This window comes from Enterobacter sp. MALB-1 (assembly GCF_041021625.1).
In the GTDB taxonomy this organism is placed as follows: domain Bacteria; phylum Pseudomonadota; class Gammaproteobacteria; order Enterobacterales; family Enterobacteriaceae; genus Enterobacter; species Enterobacter oligotrophicus.
The window spans coordinates 1071802-1087256 of record NZ_JBDPJL010000001.1 but is presented as its reverse complement, the minus strand read 5'-3'; the positions used below and the strand labels follow the sequence as shown (position 1 = coordinate 1087256).

Genomic DNA, 15455 nt, shown 5'->3' with positions numbered 1-15455 from the left:
GCACATGACTAGATGTGCAGTTCCTGCAGTTTTTCTTTCGGCAGGGCCAGCTCGTCGTTGCTGTTCACGCGAACATCACGCTCGATGATGTGACGCGCGATCTCCTGCGCTTCTTCCAGAGAGTGCATTTGGTAAGTACCGCATTGATACACGTTCAGCTCAGGGATCTGGTTCTGCTCTTTTACCTTCAGCACGTCCGCCATTGCTGCTTTCCACGCATCCGCGACGCGGGTCTCTTCAGGCTGACCAATCAGGCTCATGTAGAAACCGGTACGGCAGCCCATAGGAGAAATATCAATAATCTCCACGCCGTTGCCGTTCAGATGATCGCGCATAAAACCGGCGAACAGGTGCTCCAGAGTATGAATACCTTTTTCCGGCATCACTTCTTTGTTCGGCACACAGAAGCGCAGATCGAAGACGGTGATCGTGTCGCCGTGCGGGGTGTGCATGGTCTTCGCCACACGTACAGCAGGTGCTTCCATACGGGTATGGTCGACAGTAAAGCTATCTAATAACGGCATACGTCACCTCCGATAGTGATTTTTTTTAAAATAAACTGAACTCTTCTACAGAATGTGCGTCTGAGTATATGAAAGACGCGCATTTGTTATCATCATCCCTGAATTCAGAGATGTATATTTTGGCCACAGCGATGTGGCCTTTTTCTTTTGGTTCAAGCCTGCTTTGCCAGAAACACCTCAAACGGCTCGGTATCTGCCGCTTCCACCTCTTTCTGGCGCATCACTGAAGCGTCTCGCTCTGCAACAAAATCCGCTTCGCTCAAAATTTCTAACGGCTCACGCATCAGCATCTCACGGTATTCTGCACCCAGTGCGCGTCCGGTTCCACCAATGCCCTGATCAATCATAGAACGCAGAATACGTGCTGAGAATGTCAGTTCAGGATTATCAAAACATTCGACCAGTTGATCGCAGACGTTTTGATACTCGTTACCGCCATAAACGCTGTCCATCGTTTGAGCGACGCGTTTCAGATCGTGGAACAGATCTTTACCCACTTTCGCCAGCGGGAACTGGGCTGTTTCACAGCCGATACCCAGTGTCAGGCCCGGCTTGCGTCCTTCCAGGATCACGCGATTCCAGTTGGTGCGGGTACAGAGAAGCTCGTCAGAACTCATCTCCGGCGCATCTGCCAGCACGCACCAGACCATAAACAGATCCAGGAAGCGAATCTGCTGTTCATCAACGCCAATTGGTGAGAACGGGTTGATATCCAGCGAGCGCACTTCAATGTATTCAATGCCGCCGCGCTGCAGCGCATCCGACGGCGTTTCACCGCTACGGGTAACGCGCTTCGGACGAATCGGCGCGTACAGCTCGTTTTCAATCTGCAGCACGTTGCTGTTAATTTGCAGACGCTTACCGTCTTTTTCGAGGCCGATTTTCTCGTACTCTTCGGACGGGGTTTTGATCGCCCGCTTCAATCCTGCCACATATTCGTGCAAATCGTTAAACGTAATACCGAGATTGCTTTGCGATTTATTGGTATAGCCAAGATCGCTCAGGCGCAAAGAGGTAGCGAATGGCAGGTAGTACATCCCGCACTCGGTTTTCTCGAACGGCAGCGTGGTCGGTTTCCCTTGCAGGAAGGAAGAACAAATCGCCGGAGATGCGCCAAACAGATAAGGAATGACCCAGCCGAAACGATAGTAGTTGCGGATCAGGCGGAAGTAGCCTGCAGAGATCGCTTCTTTATCGGTTTCACCGCATTTCGCCTGCCAGAACGCCATCGGCAATGAGAAGTTGTAATGCACGCCGGAGATGGTCTGCATCAGCGCGCCGTAGCGGTTCTTCAGACCTTCGCGATAGAGCGTTTTCAGCCGCCCAATATTCGAGGTACCGTATTGTGCCAGCTCAATATCCTGCCCCTGCTCGATATAGCACGGCATGCTGAGCGGCCACATACGCTCGTCACCCAGGTTGCGGGCGGTGAAGCGATGGACGTCACGCAACGTCTTCAGCATATGGTCAATATCGCCGTCGACCGGCGTAATGAACTCCAGCAGCGCTTCGGCGAAATCGGTTGTGATCCATTTATGTGTCAGCGCTGAGCCTAGCGCCTTCGGGTGACCCGTTGTCGCTAAGCTGCCATCCGCATTAACGCGCAGCGTTTCGCGCTCAAGCCCACGCTGAATACCCTTCAGTGCCTGAGGGTGGTTTTCCAGCCAGGCCAGCGCCTGTGATACGTCCGGGATCAATTTGACCTCCCGCCTGTCAAAAAATTGTCACTCAGCATAATTGTAATGGTTGACGATTGAAGGTCGCGAATTCATTCCACCAATTAGTGCCACCACGTCATACCCTGTAGTGTTACTCCTGCCACGAGGACATAGCGTAACGCCTTGCCAAGGCACAAAAAAAAGAGCACCGGTCCCCAGGAGATGCGCATCCATCCCGCCAGCAGACACAGCAAATCACCTATTACAGGCATCCAGCTTAGTAACAGCGTGGCAGCGCCATAACGTTTTAGCCAGCCAACTGCCTTTTCCTGCCAGCGTGATTTTTCACGCAGCGGAAAGAAACGCCCAAGAATAACGTTAGTCAGCCCTCCAAGGCTATTACCCATTGTTGCTATTAACACTAGCAACCACGGCTGACTCACGCCGGACAACAGCATCGCCACCAGCACCACTTCCGAATTACCCGGTAACAGCGTCGCGCTTAAGAAACTGCTGGCGAATAATGAAGCAAGTGACAGCGCGTCACTCACAATAAGCGGACGTCAACCGCGGCCATTCCGGCATCACGCGCGGCCTGAATACCGAAATCGGCATCTTCAAACACGACGCATTTTGCCGCGGGGACACCCATTAACTCTGCACAAAGCAGGAAGGTATCCGGTGCGGGCTTGTGATTTTTAACATGATCGGCAGCGACGACGGCTGAAAAATAGTGGCGCAGGCCAAGATGATTAAGCAACGCCTCTGCAATGGCGCTCTCACTGCCCGTCCCGACCGACATAGGACGACGTCCGTGCCACTCTTTAACCACATCAATAAGTGGCAGAGGACGCACAGTGTCCAGCAGCATGGCTTTCACCGCGTCGGTTTTTTCGCGCGCGAGCTGGTGTGGGTCAAGATCGGCCTGGTTGAGTTCAATCACGGCCTGCGCGATACGCCAGGTTGGAGATCCGTTGAGGGCAATCATTGCCTGTAAATCGAAACGCATACCGTAACGACCCAGAACGTCAGTCCAGGCTTTGCGATGCGTAGGCTCGGTATCCAGGATGGTGCCATCCATGTCGAAGATCAAACCGTCATACTGTGCGTACATCGTGCTCTCGCTAAACGATTAACAAAGCATTACTTTATCGTAAACGGTGGTTTTTGTCGCTGATTGCGAAGTGATAACAATGAGAGTGATTAAGAACTAAACATTGAAGGGGATGACAAGAAGAGATGGTGCATCCGGGAGGATTCGAACCTCCGACCGCTCGGTTCGTAGCCGAGTACTCTATCCAGCTGAGCTACGGATGCATCGGGATTTACTGCTGTACTGCTCGATATTCATATCACTTCTAAAGCAATATGAAGTAATAGATGGTGCATCCGGGAGGATTCGAACCTCCGACCGCTCGGTTCGTAGCCGAGTACTCTATCCAGCTGAGCTACGGATGCATCGGGATTTACTACTGTACTGCTCGATATTCATATCACTTCTAAGCAATATGAAGTAATAGATGGTGCATCCGGGAGGATTCGAACCTCCGACCGCTCGGTTCGTAGCCGAGTACTCTATCCAGCTGAGCTACGGATGCATCGGGATTTACTACTATACTGCTCGATATTCATATCACTTCTAAAGCAATATGAAGTAATAGATGGTGCATCCGGGAGGATTCGAACCTCCGACCGCTCGGTTCGTAGCCGAGTACTCTATCCAGCTGAGCTACGGATGCAAAATGGCGGTGAGGCGGGGATTCGAACCCCGGATGCAGCTTTTGACCGCATACTCCCTTAGCAGGGGAGCGCCTTCAGCCTCTCGGCCACCTCACCACACAACGCCTCTTTCGAGTGCTTCGAGTAACTTGTTGAGAGCTTCTCGTCGCTGCGTGGCGCATATATTACTTTCTGGGACTTATAAGTCAAACAATTTTCCTCACGCTTTTATCGTTTGCACAAATCACAGGCAATTCGCATGTAAAACCCGCAAAGAGGGTGTTTTATAAGCGGATTTTGCAGCCATCTTCACAGAAATCCGGTGAGAGAAGGGTGACGTTTGCGCGCGTAAAGCGTAAGAGAGTGGTTAAAAACAGAGCGTTTGAATCAGAACGGTAACTTTCAGCAGGAAAAATGACAGGAGGGTTGCGTCTCGCCCGACAGCGAGACGCGATAATATCAGTAACTGGACTGCTGGGATTTTTCAGCCTGGATACGCTGGTAGATCTCTTCACGGTGGACAGATACTTCTTTAGGGGCGTTCACACCAATACGAACCTGGTTACCCTTTACCCCTAAAACTGTCACGGTGACCTCATCCCCAATCATGAGGGTCTCACCAACTCGACGAGTCAGAATCAGCATTCTTTGCTCCTTGAAAGATTAAAAGAGTCGGGTCTCTTGTATCCCGGCATTATCCATCATATAACGCCAAAAAGTAAGCGATGACAAACACGTAAAGTGTAAGCAGTCACGGCATCACATTCTGTTAAACGTAAGTTTAGCCGATATACACAAACTCAACCTGACTTTATCGTTGTCGATAGCGCAGTGAACAAGACGCCATAACGTTGCCGCTATGGCGTCTGCTTGTGCTTTGTAGTTATTACAGTTTCGCGCTTACCCAGCTTTCAACACTGGCCAATGCCGCAGGAAGTGCCGCCGCATCCGTACCACCGGCTTGCGCCATGTCCGGACGACCGCCACCCTTACCGCCCACCTGCTGGGCGACCATACCAATCAGTTCCCCTGCTTTCACGCGGTCGGTCACATCCTTAGAGACGCCCGCAATCAGAGAAACCTTACCTTCTGCCACTGTCGCCAGCACGATGACTGTTGAACCGAGCTGGTTCTTCAGATCGTCGACCATAGTGCGAAGCATCTTAGGCTCAACGCCAGCCAGATCGCTGACCAGCAATTTAACGCCCTTAATGTCTACCGCTTTGCTGGAGAGGTTTGCGCTCTCCTGCGCCGCAGCCTGTTCTTTCAGTTGCTGCAGTTCTTTTTCCAGCTGACGAGTACGATCCAGCGCGACACGCACTTTCTCGCCCAGATTCTGGCTATCGCCTTTCAGCAGTTGCGCGATGTCGTGCAACTGGTCGCTCTGTGCATGCAGGCTGGCAATAGCGCCTTCACCGGTCACCGCTTCAATACGACGAACGCCTGCCGCCGTACCAGACTCGGAAACGATGCGGAACAGACCGATATCACCGGTGCGCGATGCGTGAGTACCACCGCACAGTTCGGTAGAGAAGTCGCCCATGCTTAGTACGCGAACGCGGTCGTCATATTTCTCGCCAAACAGCGCCATCGCACCTTTTTTCTTCGCCGCCTCGAGATCCATAATGTGGGTTTCGATTGGCAGGTTACGACGGATCTGCGCGTTTACCAGATCTTCCACCGCGCGGATTTCAGATGGCTTCATCGCTTCAAAATGCGAGAAGTCGAAACGCAGCACTTTGTCATTAACCAGAGAACCTTTCTGCGCAACGTGCGTACCCAACACTTCACGCAAAGCGGCGTGCATCAGGTGCGTTGCAGAGTGGTTCAGGCGAATGCGCGCACGGCGAGCTTCATCAACGTTAGCCTGAACACCCTCGCCCACTTTCAGAGAACCGGAAACCAGTTTGCCCTGGTGACCAATCGCCTGACCGTATTTCTGCGTATCGCTGACGCTGAAGCTAAAGCCGTTACCTTTCAGTTCGCCTTTATCACCCACCTGGCCGCCAGACTCAGCATAGAACGGGGTTTTATCCAGAATCACAACCGCATCCTGACCTGCGCTGATGCTGTCTACGGCTTTACCGTCAACAAACAGGGCGGTCACTTTACCGGTCAGTTCCAGTGCTTCGTAGCCTTTGAATTCAGACGCGCTATCAACGCGGATCATCGCATTGTAGTCGGCACCAAAACCGCTGGACTCACGCGCACGACGGCGCTGCTCTTCCATTGCGGCTTCAAAGCCCGCTTCGTCAACTTTGATGTTGCGCTCGCGGCAAACGTCAGCCGTCAGGTCAACCGGGAAGCCGTAGGTGTCGTACAGACGGAAAGCGGTTTCGCCATCCAGCGTGTCGCCCTTAAGTTTTGCCAGTTCATCATCCAGCAGCGCCAGACCGCGCTCCAGGGTACGGGCAAACTGCTCTTCTTCGGTTTTCAGAACCTGCTCAACCTGCGCCTGCTGGCGTTTCAGTTCGTCACCGGCAGCACCCATCACGCCAATCAGTGGCCCAACGAGTTTGTAGAAGAAGGTGTCCTTCGCGCCCAGCATGTTGCCATGACGGATCGCACGACGAATGATACGGCGCAGCACGTAGCCACGGTTTTCATTCGACGGGATCACACCATCAGCAACCAGGAACGCACAGGAACGAATATGGTCTGCGATAACGCGCAGAGATTTATTGTTCAGATCGGTTGCGCCCGTCACGTCTGCAACGGCTTTAATCAGGGTGCTGAACAGGTCAATCTCGTAGTTGGAGTTAACATGCTGCAGAACCGCCGCGATACGCTCCAGACCCATACCGGTGTCGACAGACGGTTTTGGCAGCGGCTCCATCGTACCGTCAGCCTGACGGTTGAACTGCATGAAAACGATGTTCCAGATCTCAATGTAGCGATCGCCATCTTCTTCCGCGCTTCCCGGAGGGCCGCCCCAGATGTGGTCGCCGTGATCGTAGAAGATCTCGGTACACGGACCGCAAGGACCGGTATCGCCCATCTGCCAGAAGTTGTCAGACGCGTAAGGTGCGCCTTTGTTATCGCCAATGCGAATAATACGTTCGCGCGGGATACCGACCTCTTTTTCCCAGATTTCGTAGGCTTCGTCATCGGTTTCATAGACGGTAACCCACAGACGTTCTTTCGGCAGGTTGAACCAGTTTTCACCGGTCAGCAGTTCCCATGCGTACTGGATTGCATCGTGTTTGAAGTAGTCGCCGAAGCTGAAGTTACCCAGCATTTCGAAGAAAGTGTGGTGGCGCGCGGTGTAACCGACGTTTTCCAGATCGTTGTGTTTACCGCCCGCACGCACGCAACGCTGTGAGGTTGTGGCGCGGGAATAATTACGCTTGTCGAGACCAAGGAAAACATCCTTGAACTGGTTCATCCCGGCGTTGGTAAACAGTAAAGTCGGGTCGTTGTTTGGCACCAGGGAGCTGCTGGCAACAACCTGGTGTCCCTTACTATGGAAAAAATCGAGAAACGCCTGACGGATCTCAGCGGTGCTCTTGCTCATAATTATCCTGAAATCAAGCTAACGAAATGTCGCAGCAAGTCTGTATCTGTAAACAGTTGGACAGACCAGCTACTGGAAAAAGTGGGAATAAGATAAGTTTTCTTTAGTGGGAAGTAAAATCCCGCATGCGTTCAATCGGCAAAATTACGCCAGATATCCTGAATATCTTCCATCAGAAAGCCGCGATAGAGCAAAAAGCGCTGGATTTTGACTTTTTCTGAAAATTCACGCGGCAGCGGTTCGCCATATTTACGCGCGGCCTGATCTCGGGCCAGTTCGCACCAGTCGATATCGCATTCGTGCATCGCTTTTTCAGTGGATTCACGGGCAACGCCTTTCTGATTTAACTCCTGACGAATGCGCGCAGGACCATAACCTTTACGGCTGCGACTGGCGATAAATCGCGAGGCAAAACGCTCATCATCCAGATAACGGTGTTCATAACACCAGGCAATTACACGGTCGTAATCTTCCGCCGTGGCATCAATGGCTTCCGGCCCGTTTTTACTCATTACCGGCGCTGCAAGTTTCCGCCGCAGCTCCTGCTCGCTGTGATCACGCACGGCAAGAATACGCACCGCACGATCCAGTAAGCGAGCAAAGGCGGGTCGACGTGATGTAGGTTCACTCATAAAAAACCTGCTGGTTCAGAAATGCAAAAAGGGCCGCATCAGCAGCCCTTTATTTTTACGCGCAAGAATTAAAAGTCTTCGTTGGTCTCTTCAGCATCCGCGGCATCCACCACGAAATCAGGTTTAGAGTCCTGGTTGTTCAGCAGCAGCTCACGCACTTTCTTCTCAATCTCTTTCGCTGCAGCCGGGTTCTCTTTCAGCCAGGAGATCGCATTCGCTTTACCCTGACCAATTTTATCGCCGTTGTAGCTGTACCATGCGCCCGCTTTTTCAATCAGCTTCTCTTTCACGCCCAGGTCAACCAGTTCGCCAAAGAAGTTGATACCTTCACCGTAAAGGATCTGGAATTCAGCCTGTTTGAACGGTGCTGCAATTTTGTTCTTCACCACCTTCACGCGGGTTTCGCTACCGACCACGTTCTCACCCTCTTTCACCGCACCGATACGGCGGATATCCAGACGGACAGAGGCATAGAATTTCAGTGCGTTACCACCGGTGGTGGTTTCCGGGTTACCGAACATCACACCAATTTTCATACGGATCTGGTTGATAAAGATCAGCAGCGTATTGGACTGCTTCAGGTTACCGGCCAGCTTACGCATCGCCTGACTCATCATACGTGCCGCGAGGCCCATGTGTGAGTCACCGATTTCGCCTTCGATTTCGGCTTTTGGCGTCAGAGCGGCAACGGAGTCGACCACGATAACGTCAACGGCACCGGAACGTGCCAGCGCGTCACAAATTTCCAGCGCCTGCTCACCGGTGTCCGGCTGGGAGCACAGCAGGTTGTCGATATCGACACCCAGCTTACGGGCATAGACAGGGTCAAGCGCGTGCTCGGCATCGATGAACGCACAGGTTTTACCTTCGCGCTGTGCTGCCGCAATAACCTGCAGCGTCAGGGTCGTTTTACCCGAGGATTCCGGTCCGTAGATTTCTACGATACGGCCCATCGGCAGACCGCCCGCACCCAGCGCGATATCGAGAGAAAGCGAGCCGGTGGAGATCGTTTCTACATCCATGGTGCGGTCTTCACCCAGGCGCATGATGGAGCCTTTACCGAATTGCTTTTCGATCTGGCCCAGTGCTGCCGCCAACGCTTTCTGTTTGTTTTCGTCGATAGCCATTATTACTCCTGTCATACCGGGAGAAGCAACTGCGCTTCACCGTGGATTTCTGTTCTGTTGGTGCAATTATACTGTATAGTCATACAGTATCAAGTGTTTTGTAGAAATTGTTGCCAGAGCGTATTTAACGCATATTCCGTTGCCTGACGGCGCACGCTTTCACGATCGCCACTAAAGCACTCCCGGCGGGTGATCCCCTCACCTTTCGATGTCGCAAAGCCAAACCAGACGGTGCCGACGGGCTTTACATCGCTGCCGCCATCTGGCCCTGCAATGCCGCTGATCGAAATAGCATAATCCGCACGTGCTTCTTTCAGCGCGCCAATCGCCATTTCGATAACCACCGGTTCACTGACCGCACCATGCTGTTCAAGCGTGGATTCACGTACACCGATCATCTGCGCTTTTGCTTCGTTACTGTAGGTCACAAAGCCGCGTTCAAACCAGGCGGAACTGCCGGCAATATCGGTAATTACTTTCGCAACCCAGCCGCCAGTGCAGGACTCCGCAGTGGTAATGGTCGCGCCACGCTGCTTTAACGCCAGCCCTACCACTTCGCTCAGCTGCATCAATTCATGGTCAGTCATTATCGCTCCAGGCTTCGGAAAAACGTGCTGCACAAGATAGCACTTTCTTGTCAGATATGGGGATGAGCTTCTGGATTTACGAGGGGGCTTCAGAAAAAAGCCGATGCGGGCGCACCGGCTATGGGGGTGTTATTTCATGCTGTTCGCAATCGTATCGACATTATGACGGAACGCCTTTACGTAGGTGTCAGCCACGCCGCCTTTTGCCGACAGCGCTTCAGGGTAAAGTTCACCGCCCGGCTGTGCGCCAGTCGCGGTGGCAATCTGTTTCACCAGACGCGGGTCAAGCTGGTTTTCCATAAACCAGGTTTTTACGCCATCGGCTTTGATCTGGTTGATGAGCGAAGCCACCTGTGCTGCGCTGGCTTCGCTCTCAGATGACAATCCTTGTGGTGCCATGAATGTTACACCATAAGCACGGCTGAAATAGCCAAAAGCGTCATGGCTGGTCAACACCTTACGTTTCTCCTGCGGGATCTGGCTGAAGCGCGTTTTGGCCCAGCTATCCAGCTGAGTCAGCTGTGCGATGTAAGGTTTGCCTGACGCCTCCAGCGCAGCTTTATCTTCAGGATCGGCGTTTACCAGGCCATTAAGGATATTTTGCGCATACAGCGCACCATTCGCCGCGCTGTTCCATGCATGCGGATCGGTAACGGTTTTGCCATCTTCTTCCAGGGCGTGCGTTTTTACGCCAGTCGACGCCACCACAAGCTGGCCTTTAAACCCGGAGGCTTTCACCAGACGGTCGAGCCAGCCCTCCAGCCCCAGGCCATTCACTACCACCACATCCGCTTTGCTCAGCGCCGCGCTGTCTTTCGGTGACGGTTCGAAGGTATGCGGATCGCCGTCCGGCCCCACCAGCGTCGTCACTTTCACATGATCGCCGCCCACCTCCTGAGTGATGTCACCCAGAATGGAAAAGCTGGTAACCACATTAAGCGTTTTCGCCATCACACCGTGTGACATCATCCCCAGCGCAAGCGCCACTATTAACCCTGTACGTTTCATCGTTTCCCCTTGCGTTAAAAAAGCGCACGCAGGCTGCCAGCCAGCCTGCTGCGCGTGCCAAATAAAATGGAAATAAAGAACAGCGCGCTGGCGGTCAGCACGATGGACGGCCCGGCAGGCAGACTCACTGCCCAGGAGAGGCTGAGCCCCAGCCACGCACAGAAAATGCCGCTAATGCCAGCCATCAATAACAAACCGGGTAAGGTACGAACCCAGCAGCGCGCCGCGACCGCCGGGAGCATCATCAGCCCGACGGCCATCAGCGTACCGAGCACCTGAAAGCCAGCCACCAGGTTAAGCACCAGCAGCGCCAGAAACAGACCATGCAATAAACCGGGTAGCCAGCGGGCGTTTACCTGCAACCACGCGGTATCAAAAGCCTCGGTCACCAGGCCGCGGTAGAAAATCGCCAGCGTGACCAGAGTGAACATGCAAACGCCCGTGACAAACAGCGCAGCATCGTTATCCACCGCGAGAATGGAGCCAAACAGCAGGTGCAGCAGATCAACATTCGAGCCACGCAACGACACCAGCGTAACGCCCAGCGCCAGCGAGCCGAGATAAAACCCGGCAAAACTGGCATCCTCTTTTAGCGGTGTGCGGCGGCTGACCAGCCCGGCCACCAATGCCACAGCGATCCCGGCGATAAAGCCCCCGATACTCATCGCCAGTAACGACATGCCGCTGAGCAGATATCCCACGGCAACACCTGGTAAAATGGCGTGCGAGAGGGCATCGCCCATCAGGCTCATCCGGCGCAGCAGAAGAAACACACCCAGTGCGGTAGTGCTCACGGAGAGCGCGAGGCAGACCACCAGCGCACGGCGCATAAAGCCGTATTCAATGAACGGCTGAAAGAAAATGTGCCAGATCATGCCACCCTCACCCGTTCGGTTTTCCATTGCGGGATGTCAGCATCCAGCCGTAACGTCTGCGGAAAGTGACGCGACACGCGCTCGCTGTCATGCAGTACCGCCAGCAGAGTCTGCCCCTGCATATACATTTCCAGCATCAGATCCATCAGTACGTTACAGGTCGCTTCATCAACACCGGTAAAGGGTTCATCGAGCATTACCAGCGGAGCCTGCTGCACTAACACGCGGGCAAACAGCATGCGCTGAAACTGACCGCCAGAGAGCTCATCGATGGTCGACAGCGCCATCGATTCCAGCCCCACGCGCTCAAGCGCCCCAGCGATGCGCAGCCGTGTTTCACGACGAAATCCGGCAAAAAGGGAAATACCGGGCCAGCAGCCCATGCTCACCACGTCCTGCACGGTCAGCGGAAATTGCGCCTCCAGTTCGTTTCGCTGCGCCAGCCATCCCGTCACCGGGCGTTTACCCTGCCAGCGGAAACTGCCGCTCACCGGCGGAATAAACCCGGCGAGCGTTTTCAACAACGTGGATTTGCCGCATCCGTTGGCTCCGACAATCGCCGTCATGCTTCCGCGTTCAATCACGCCGGACAGCGGGCGCGTGACAGGCTGGCGGTCATATCCCGTCACCAGTTGTTTCATCACGATCATGGCAGCACCACCGCCCAGCGCACGGCCAGCCCGATAAAGACAATAATCACCAGTGCCAGCAGCAGCCGAACCGGCGCAGAGAGAGAAAAAAGGGAAGTAGACATCTCAGCACCACAATAAATGTTATAACATAACAATAATGAAAGGCGGCGTTAATGTAAATGGCGAGGGTTAAAAGGGAGTGTGGCGAAATGTTTCTGCGGGAAAGTAAGGTGCGCGCGGGAGCCCTCTCCCACAGGGAGAGGGGGAAATAAGGCGATTACTGACTAAACGGTGATGCTGCCGGGACGCGCGCCTGCGACACCGCCAGCCCAAGCTGCCACACCGCCATCGCATAGTGCGTGCTGTGGTTATAGCGGGTGATGGTGTAGAAGTTCGGCAGGCCGTACCAGTATTGATAACCTGTCCCCACGTCCAGACGCAGCAGGCTCACCTGATCAACATTGCCCAGCGGCTGGGTTGGCGTTAAGCCTGCCGCCGTCAGCTGTGCAACGCTGTATTTGGTCTTAAAGCCGTTTTCCAGCCCAAACGCCTGGCCGTTCGCCTGCACCGCCACCTGGCCGCCCGGCGTCCAGCCGTGCGCTTTGAAGTAGTTCGCTACGCTGCCGATGGCATCTACCGGGTCCCACAGGTTGATATGCCCATCACCATTAAAATCAACGGCATATTGCTTGTAGGACGATGGCATAAACTGGCCGTAGCCCATCGCACCGGCAAACGAGCCTTTCAGATCGAGCGGATCGTCCTGTTCGTTACGCGCCATCAGCAGGAAGGTTTCCAGCTCGGAAGAGAAATATTCCGCGCGACGTGGATAGTTGAAGGAGAGCGTTGCCAGCGCATCGAGGATACGGGTTTTACCCATGATGCGGCCCCAGCGGGTCTCCACGCCGATAATCCCGACGATGATTTCCGGCGGCACGCCGTAGACCTGCCACGCGCGGTTAAGCGCGTCTTCGTACTGATTCCAGAACACCACGCCGTTTTGCACGTTGTCCGGGGTAATAAACTGTTTGCGGTAGCGCAGCCACGCACCGTTTGGCCCGGTCGGCACCTGGGCCGTCGGTGCCTGCCTGTCCATCAGACGCAGCACGTAGTCCAGGCGTTTCGCCTGAGACAAAATTTCGTGCAGTTGCTGACGGTCAAAACCGTGTTTGCTCACCATTTTATCGATGAACTGCTCGGCAGCCGGGTTGTTCGCGAAGTCGCCGCCCATCTGCATCATATTGTGCTGCGGCTCCAGCAGGAATCCTCCGGACGGTGCGCCAGCCGTTTGCTGAACAGCTTCAGTCTTTGGTTTGCTACTACAGGCGGACAGCAGAATAAGCGCAGGCAACAGCGCTGCATAACGACGCTTGAACATGGGACATCCATTTAACGAGTTCGATAAGAACCCAGTATGGTAAAGCATCCCCGACTCCTCAAGGAAGCGGTACTCACTTCCCCTACGCAATCTTTACGCACCTCTAACGTCAGGCTGGGCTTTTTCTCTTCAAAAAACATTCACACCATCAATTAACTTTCAAAATAATACATTTTTCTTTCATTGTGAGATCTAACTAACACTTTAAAATCTTTCAAAGTGATTATTATTAGCCGCAGTTATACAAAAACAAAAAAGTCCTACAGGAGAGAAGAATGATAGAAACCATCACCCACGGAGCCGAATGGTTCATCGGGCTGTTTCAGAAAGGCGGAGAAGTGTTCACCGGCATGGTGACCGGCATACTTCCCCTGCTGATCAGCCTGCTCGTTATCATGAACGCGCTGATTAACTTTATCGGCCAGCAGCGCATCGAACGCTTCGCCCAACGCTGCGCCGGAAACCCGCTGTCCCGTTATCTGGTCCTGCCCTGCATCGGTACGTTTGTTTTCTGTAACCCGATGACCCTGAGCCTCGGCCGCTTTATGCCGGAAAAGTACAAGCCGAGCTATTACGCCGCCGCGTCCTATAGCTGCCACTCGATGAATGGCCTCTTCCCGCACATCAACCCTGGTGAGCTGTTTGTCTACCTCGGGATTGCCAGCGGTCTTACCACGCTTGGTCTGCCGCTTGGCCCGCTGGCGGTGAGCTATCTGCTGGTCGGCCTGGTGACCAACTTCTTCCGCGGCTGGGTGACGGACCTCACCACCGCCATTTTCGAGAAAAAAATGGGCATCCAGCTTGAACAGAAAGTCCATCTTTCAGGAGCCACAGCATGAGCCATATTCGTATTGAAAAAGGAACGGGCGGCTGGGGCGGCCCGCTGGAACTCGACGCCACAGAGAGTAAAAAGATTGTCTACATTACCGCAGGCACACGCCCCGCGATTGTCGACAAACTGCGCGAACTGACCGGCTGGGAAGCGGTCGACGGCTTCAAAGAGGGTGAACCGCCCGAAGCAGAAATCGGCGTCGCGGTGATCGACTGCGGCGGCACGTTGCGCTGCGGCATTTATCCGAAGCGTCGCATTCCTACCATCAACATTCACTCGACCGGGAAATCCGGCCCGCTGGCGCAGTACATCGTTGAAGACATCTATGTGTCGGGTGTGAAAGAAGAAAACATTAGCCTGGTGAATGGTTCTCCAGCCCCTCAAAAAGCGGCCCCGCGTGATTATGACACCAGCAAAAAAATCACCGAGCAGAGCGACGGTCTGCTGGCGAAGGTCGGGATGGGGATGGGCTCCGCCGTGGCGGTACTGTTCCAGTCCGGGCGCGACACCATCGACACGGTGCTGAAAACCATTCTGCCGTTTATGGCGTTCGTCTCGGCGCTGATCGGCATCATCATGGCGTCCGGCCTGGGGGACTGGATTGCCCACGGTCTCGCCCCGCTCGCCAGCCATCCGCTCGGGCTGGTGACGCTGGCGCTGATCTGCTCCTTCCCGCTGCTGTCGCCCTTCCTCGGCCCCGGCGCGGTGATTGCGCAAGTCATTGGCGTGTTGATTGGCGTGCAAATCGGTCTGGGCAATATTCCCCCGCATCTGGCCCTGCCCGCGCTGTTTGCCATTAACGCTCAGGCGGCGTGTGACTTCATCCCCGTTGGGCTGTCACTCGCCGAAGCGCGTCAGGACACCGTGCGCGTGGGTGTGCCATCGGTGCTGGTCAGCCGTTTCCTGACAGGCGCGCCGACGGTGCTGATTGCCTGGTTTGTCTCTGGATTTATTTACCAATAAGAGGTT

15 protein-coding genes and 5 tRNA genes are annotated in these 15455 nt (G+C 54.2%); 2 read left to right on the top strand and 18 right to left on the bottom strand.

Annotated features, from left to right (window positions below; translation table 11 throughout):
- Positions 1-8 precede the first annotated feature (8 nt).
- The 18 genes from luxS to mltB form a co-directional block, all read right to left on the bottom strand.
- Positions 9-524 carry an S-ribosylhomocysteine lyase gene (luxS, locus tag ABGB15_RS05290; RefSeq protein WP_152081993.1) on the bottom strand — a complete coding sequence of 172 codons (516 nt, stop codon included), beginning with the start codon at positions 522-524 and terminating at the stop codon, positions 9-11.
- 152 nt (positions 525-676) lie between these two features.
- Positions 677-2221, bottom strand: coding sequence for a glutamate--cysteine ligase (gshA, locus tag ABGB15_RS05285; protein WP_215722631.1), 1545 nt, complete (start codon positions 2219-2221; stop codon positions 677-679).
- Positions 2222-2304: 83 nt separating this feature from the next.
- Complete coding sequence (locus tag ABGB15_RS05280) at positions 2305-2733, bottom strand: YqaA family protein (RefSeq protein ID WP_152081995.1); 429 nt, start codon at positions 2731-2733, stop codon at positions 2305-2307.
- Complete coding sequence (gene yqaB / locus ABGB15_RS05275) at positions 2730-3296, bottom strand: fructose-1-phosphate/6-phosphogluconate phosphatase (RefSeq protein WP_152081996.1); 567 nt, start codon at positions 3294-3296, stop codon at positions 2730-2732. Before yqaB ends, ABGB15_RS05280 begins: the two co-directional genes overlap by 4 nt.
- Positions 3297-3422: 126 nt before the next feature.
- Positions 3423-3499: transfer RNA gene (locus tag ABGB15_RS05270), tRNA-Arg, on the bottom strand.
- Between the two features lie 64 nt (positions 3500-3563).
- Positions 3564-3640: transfer RNA gene (locus ABGB15_RS05265), tRNA-Arg, on the bottom strand.
- Positions 3641-3703: 63 nt separating this feature from the next.
- A tRNA-Arg gene (locus tag ABGB15_RS05260) sits at positions 3704-3780 on the bottom strand.
- 64 nt (positions 3781-3844) lie between these two features.
- A tRNA-Arg gene (locus ABGB15_RS05255) sits at positions 3845-3921 on the bottom strand.
- Positions 3922-3925: 4 nt separating this feature from the next.
- A tRNA-Ser gene (locus ABGB15_RS05250) sits at positions 3926-4018 on the bottom strand.
- Between the two features lie 342 nt (positions 4019-4360).
- On the bottom strand, positions 4361-4546 hold the full coding sequence (gene csrA / locus ABGB15_RS05245) for a carbon storage regulator CsrA (protein ID WP_000906486.1): 186 nt from the start codon (positions 4544-4546) through the stop codon (positions 4361-4363).
- 241 nt (positions 4547-4787) lie between these two features.
- Positions 4788-7415, bottom strand: a complete 2628-nt coding sequence (gene alaS / locus ABGB15_RS05240) for an alanine--tRNA ligase (RefSeq protein ID WP_152081997.1) — start codon at positions 7413-7415, stop codon at positions 4788-4790.
- Between the two features lie 131 nt (positions 7416-7546).
- Positions 7547-8047, bottom strand: a complete 501-nt coding sequence (gene recX / locus ABGB15_RS05235; protein ID WP_215722626.1) for a recombination regulator RecX — start codon at positions 8045-8047, stop codon at positions 7547-7549.
- A 68-nt stretch (positions 8048-8115) separates the two neighbouring features.
- Entirely contained in the window at positions 8116-9174 is a 1059-nt protein-coding gene (recA, locus tag ABGB15_RS05230) for a recombinase RecA (RefSeq protein WP_104950255.1), read from the bottom strand.
- Between the two features lie 89 nt (positions 9175-9263).
- The gene (gene pncC / locus ABGB15_RS05225) at positions 9264-9761 is read right to left on the bottom strand and encodes a nicotinamide-nucleotide amidase (protein WP_152081999.1); all 498 of its coding nucleotides are present in this window, start codon (positions 9759-9761) and stop codon (positions 9264-9266) included.
- A 129-nt stretch (positions 9762-9890) separates the two neighbouring features.
- Positions 9891-10769: a metal ABC transporter substrate-binding protein gene (locus ABGB15_RS05220; RefSeq protein WP_215722625.1), complete on the bottom strand. Its 879-nt coding sequence runs from the start codon at positions 10767-10769 to the stop codon at positions 9891-9893.
- A gap of 14 nt (positions 10770-10783) precedes the next feature.
- A complete protein-coding gene (locus ABGB15_RS05215) occupies positions 10784-11644 on the bottom strand; it encodes a metal ABC transporter permease (RefSeq protein ID WP_215722624.1) in 861 nt (286 codons plus the stop codon).
- Positions 11641-12294: a metal ABC transporter ATP-binding protein gene (locus ABGB15_RS05210; RefSeq protein ID WP_152082002.1), complete on the bottom strand. Its 654-nt coding sequence runs from the start codon at positions 12292-12294 to the stop codon at positions 11641-11643. Before ABGB15_RS05210 ends, ABGB15_RS05215 begins: the two co-directional genes overlap by 4 nt.
- 259 nt (positions 12295-12553) lie before the next feature.
- Entirely contained in the window at positions 12554-13654 is a 1101-nt protein-coding gene (gene mltB / locus ABGB15_RS05205; RefSeq protein WP_168927636.1) for a lytic murein transglycosylase B, read from the bottom strand.
- A gap of 275 nt (positions 13655-13929) precedes the next feature.
- On the opposite strand from mltB, the gene srlA reads away from it, so the two are divergent.
- Together srlA and ABGB15_RS05195 are read left to right on the top strand one after the other, a co-directional pair.
- Positions 13930-14493 (top strand): PTS glucitol/sorbitol transporter subunit IIC, encoded by a 564-nt coding sequence (srlA, locus tag ABGB15_RS05200; RefSeq protein ID WP_028016816.1) that lies wholly within the window; start codon positions 13930-13932, stop codon positions 14491-14493.
- Positions 14490-15449, top strand: a complete 960-nt coding sequence (locus ABGB15_RS05195) for a PTS glucitol/sorbitol transporter subunit IIB (RefSeq protein WP_215722623.1) — start codon at positions 14490-14492, stop codon at positions 15447-15449. The genes srlA and ABGB15_RS05195 overlap by 4 nt, the downstream gene beginning before the upstream one ends.
- The last annotated feature ends 6 nt before the right edge of the window (positions 15450-15455 follow it).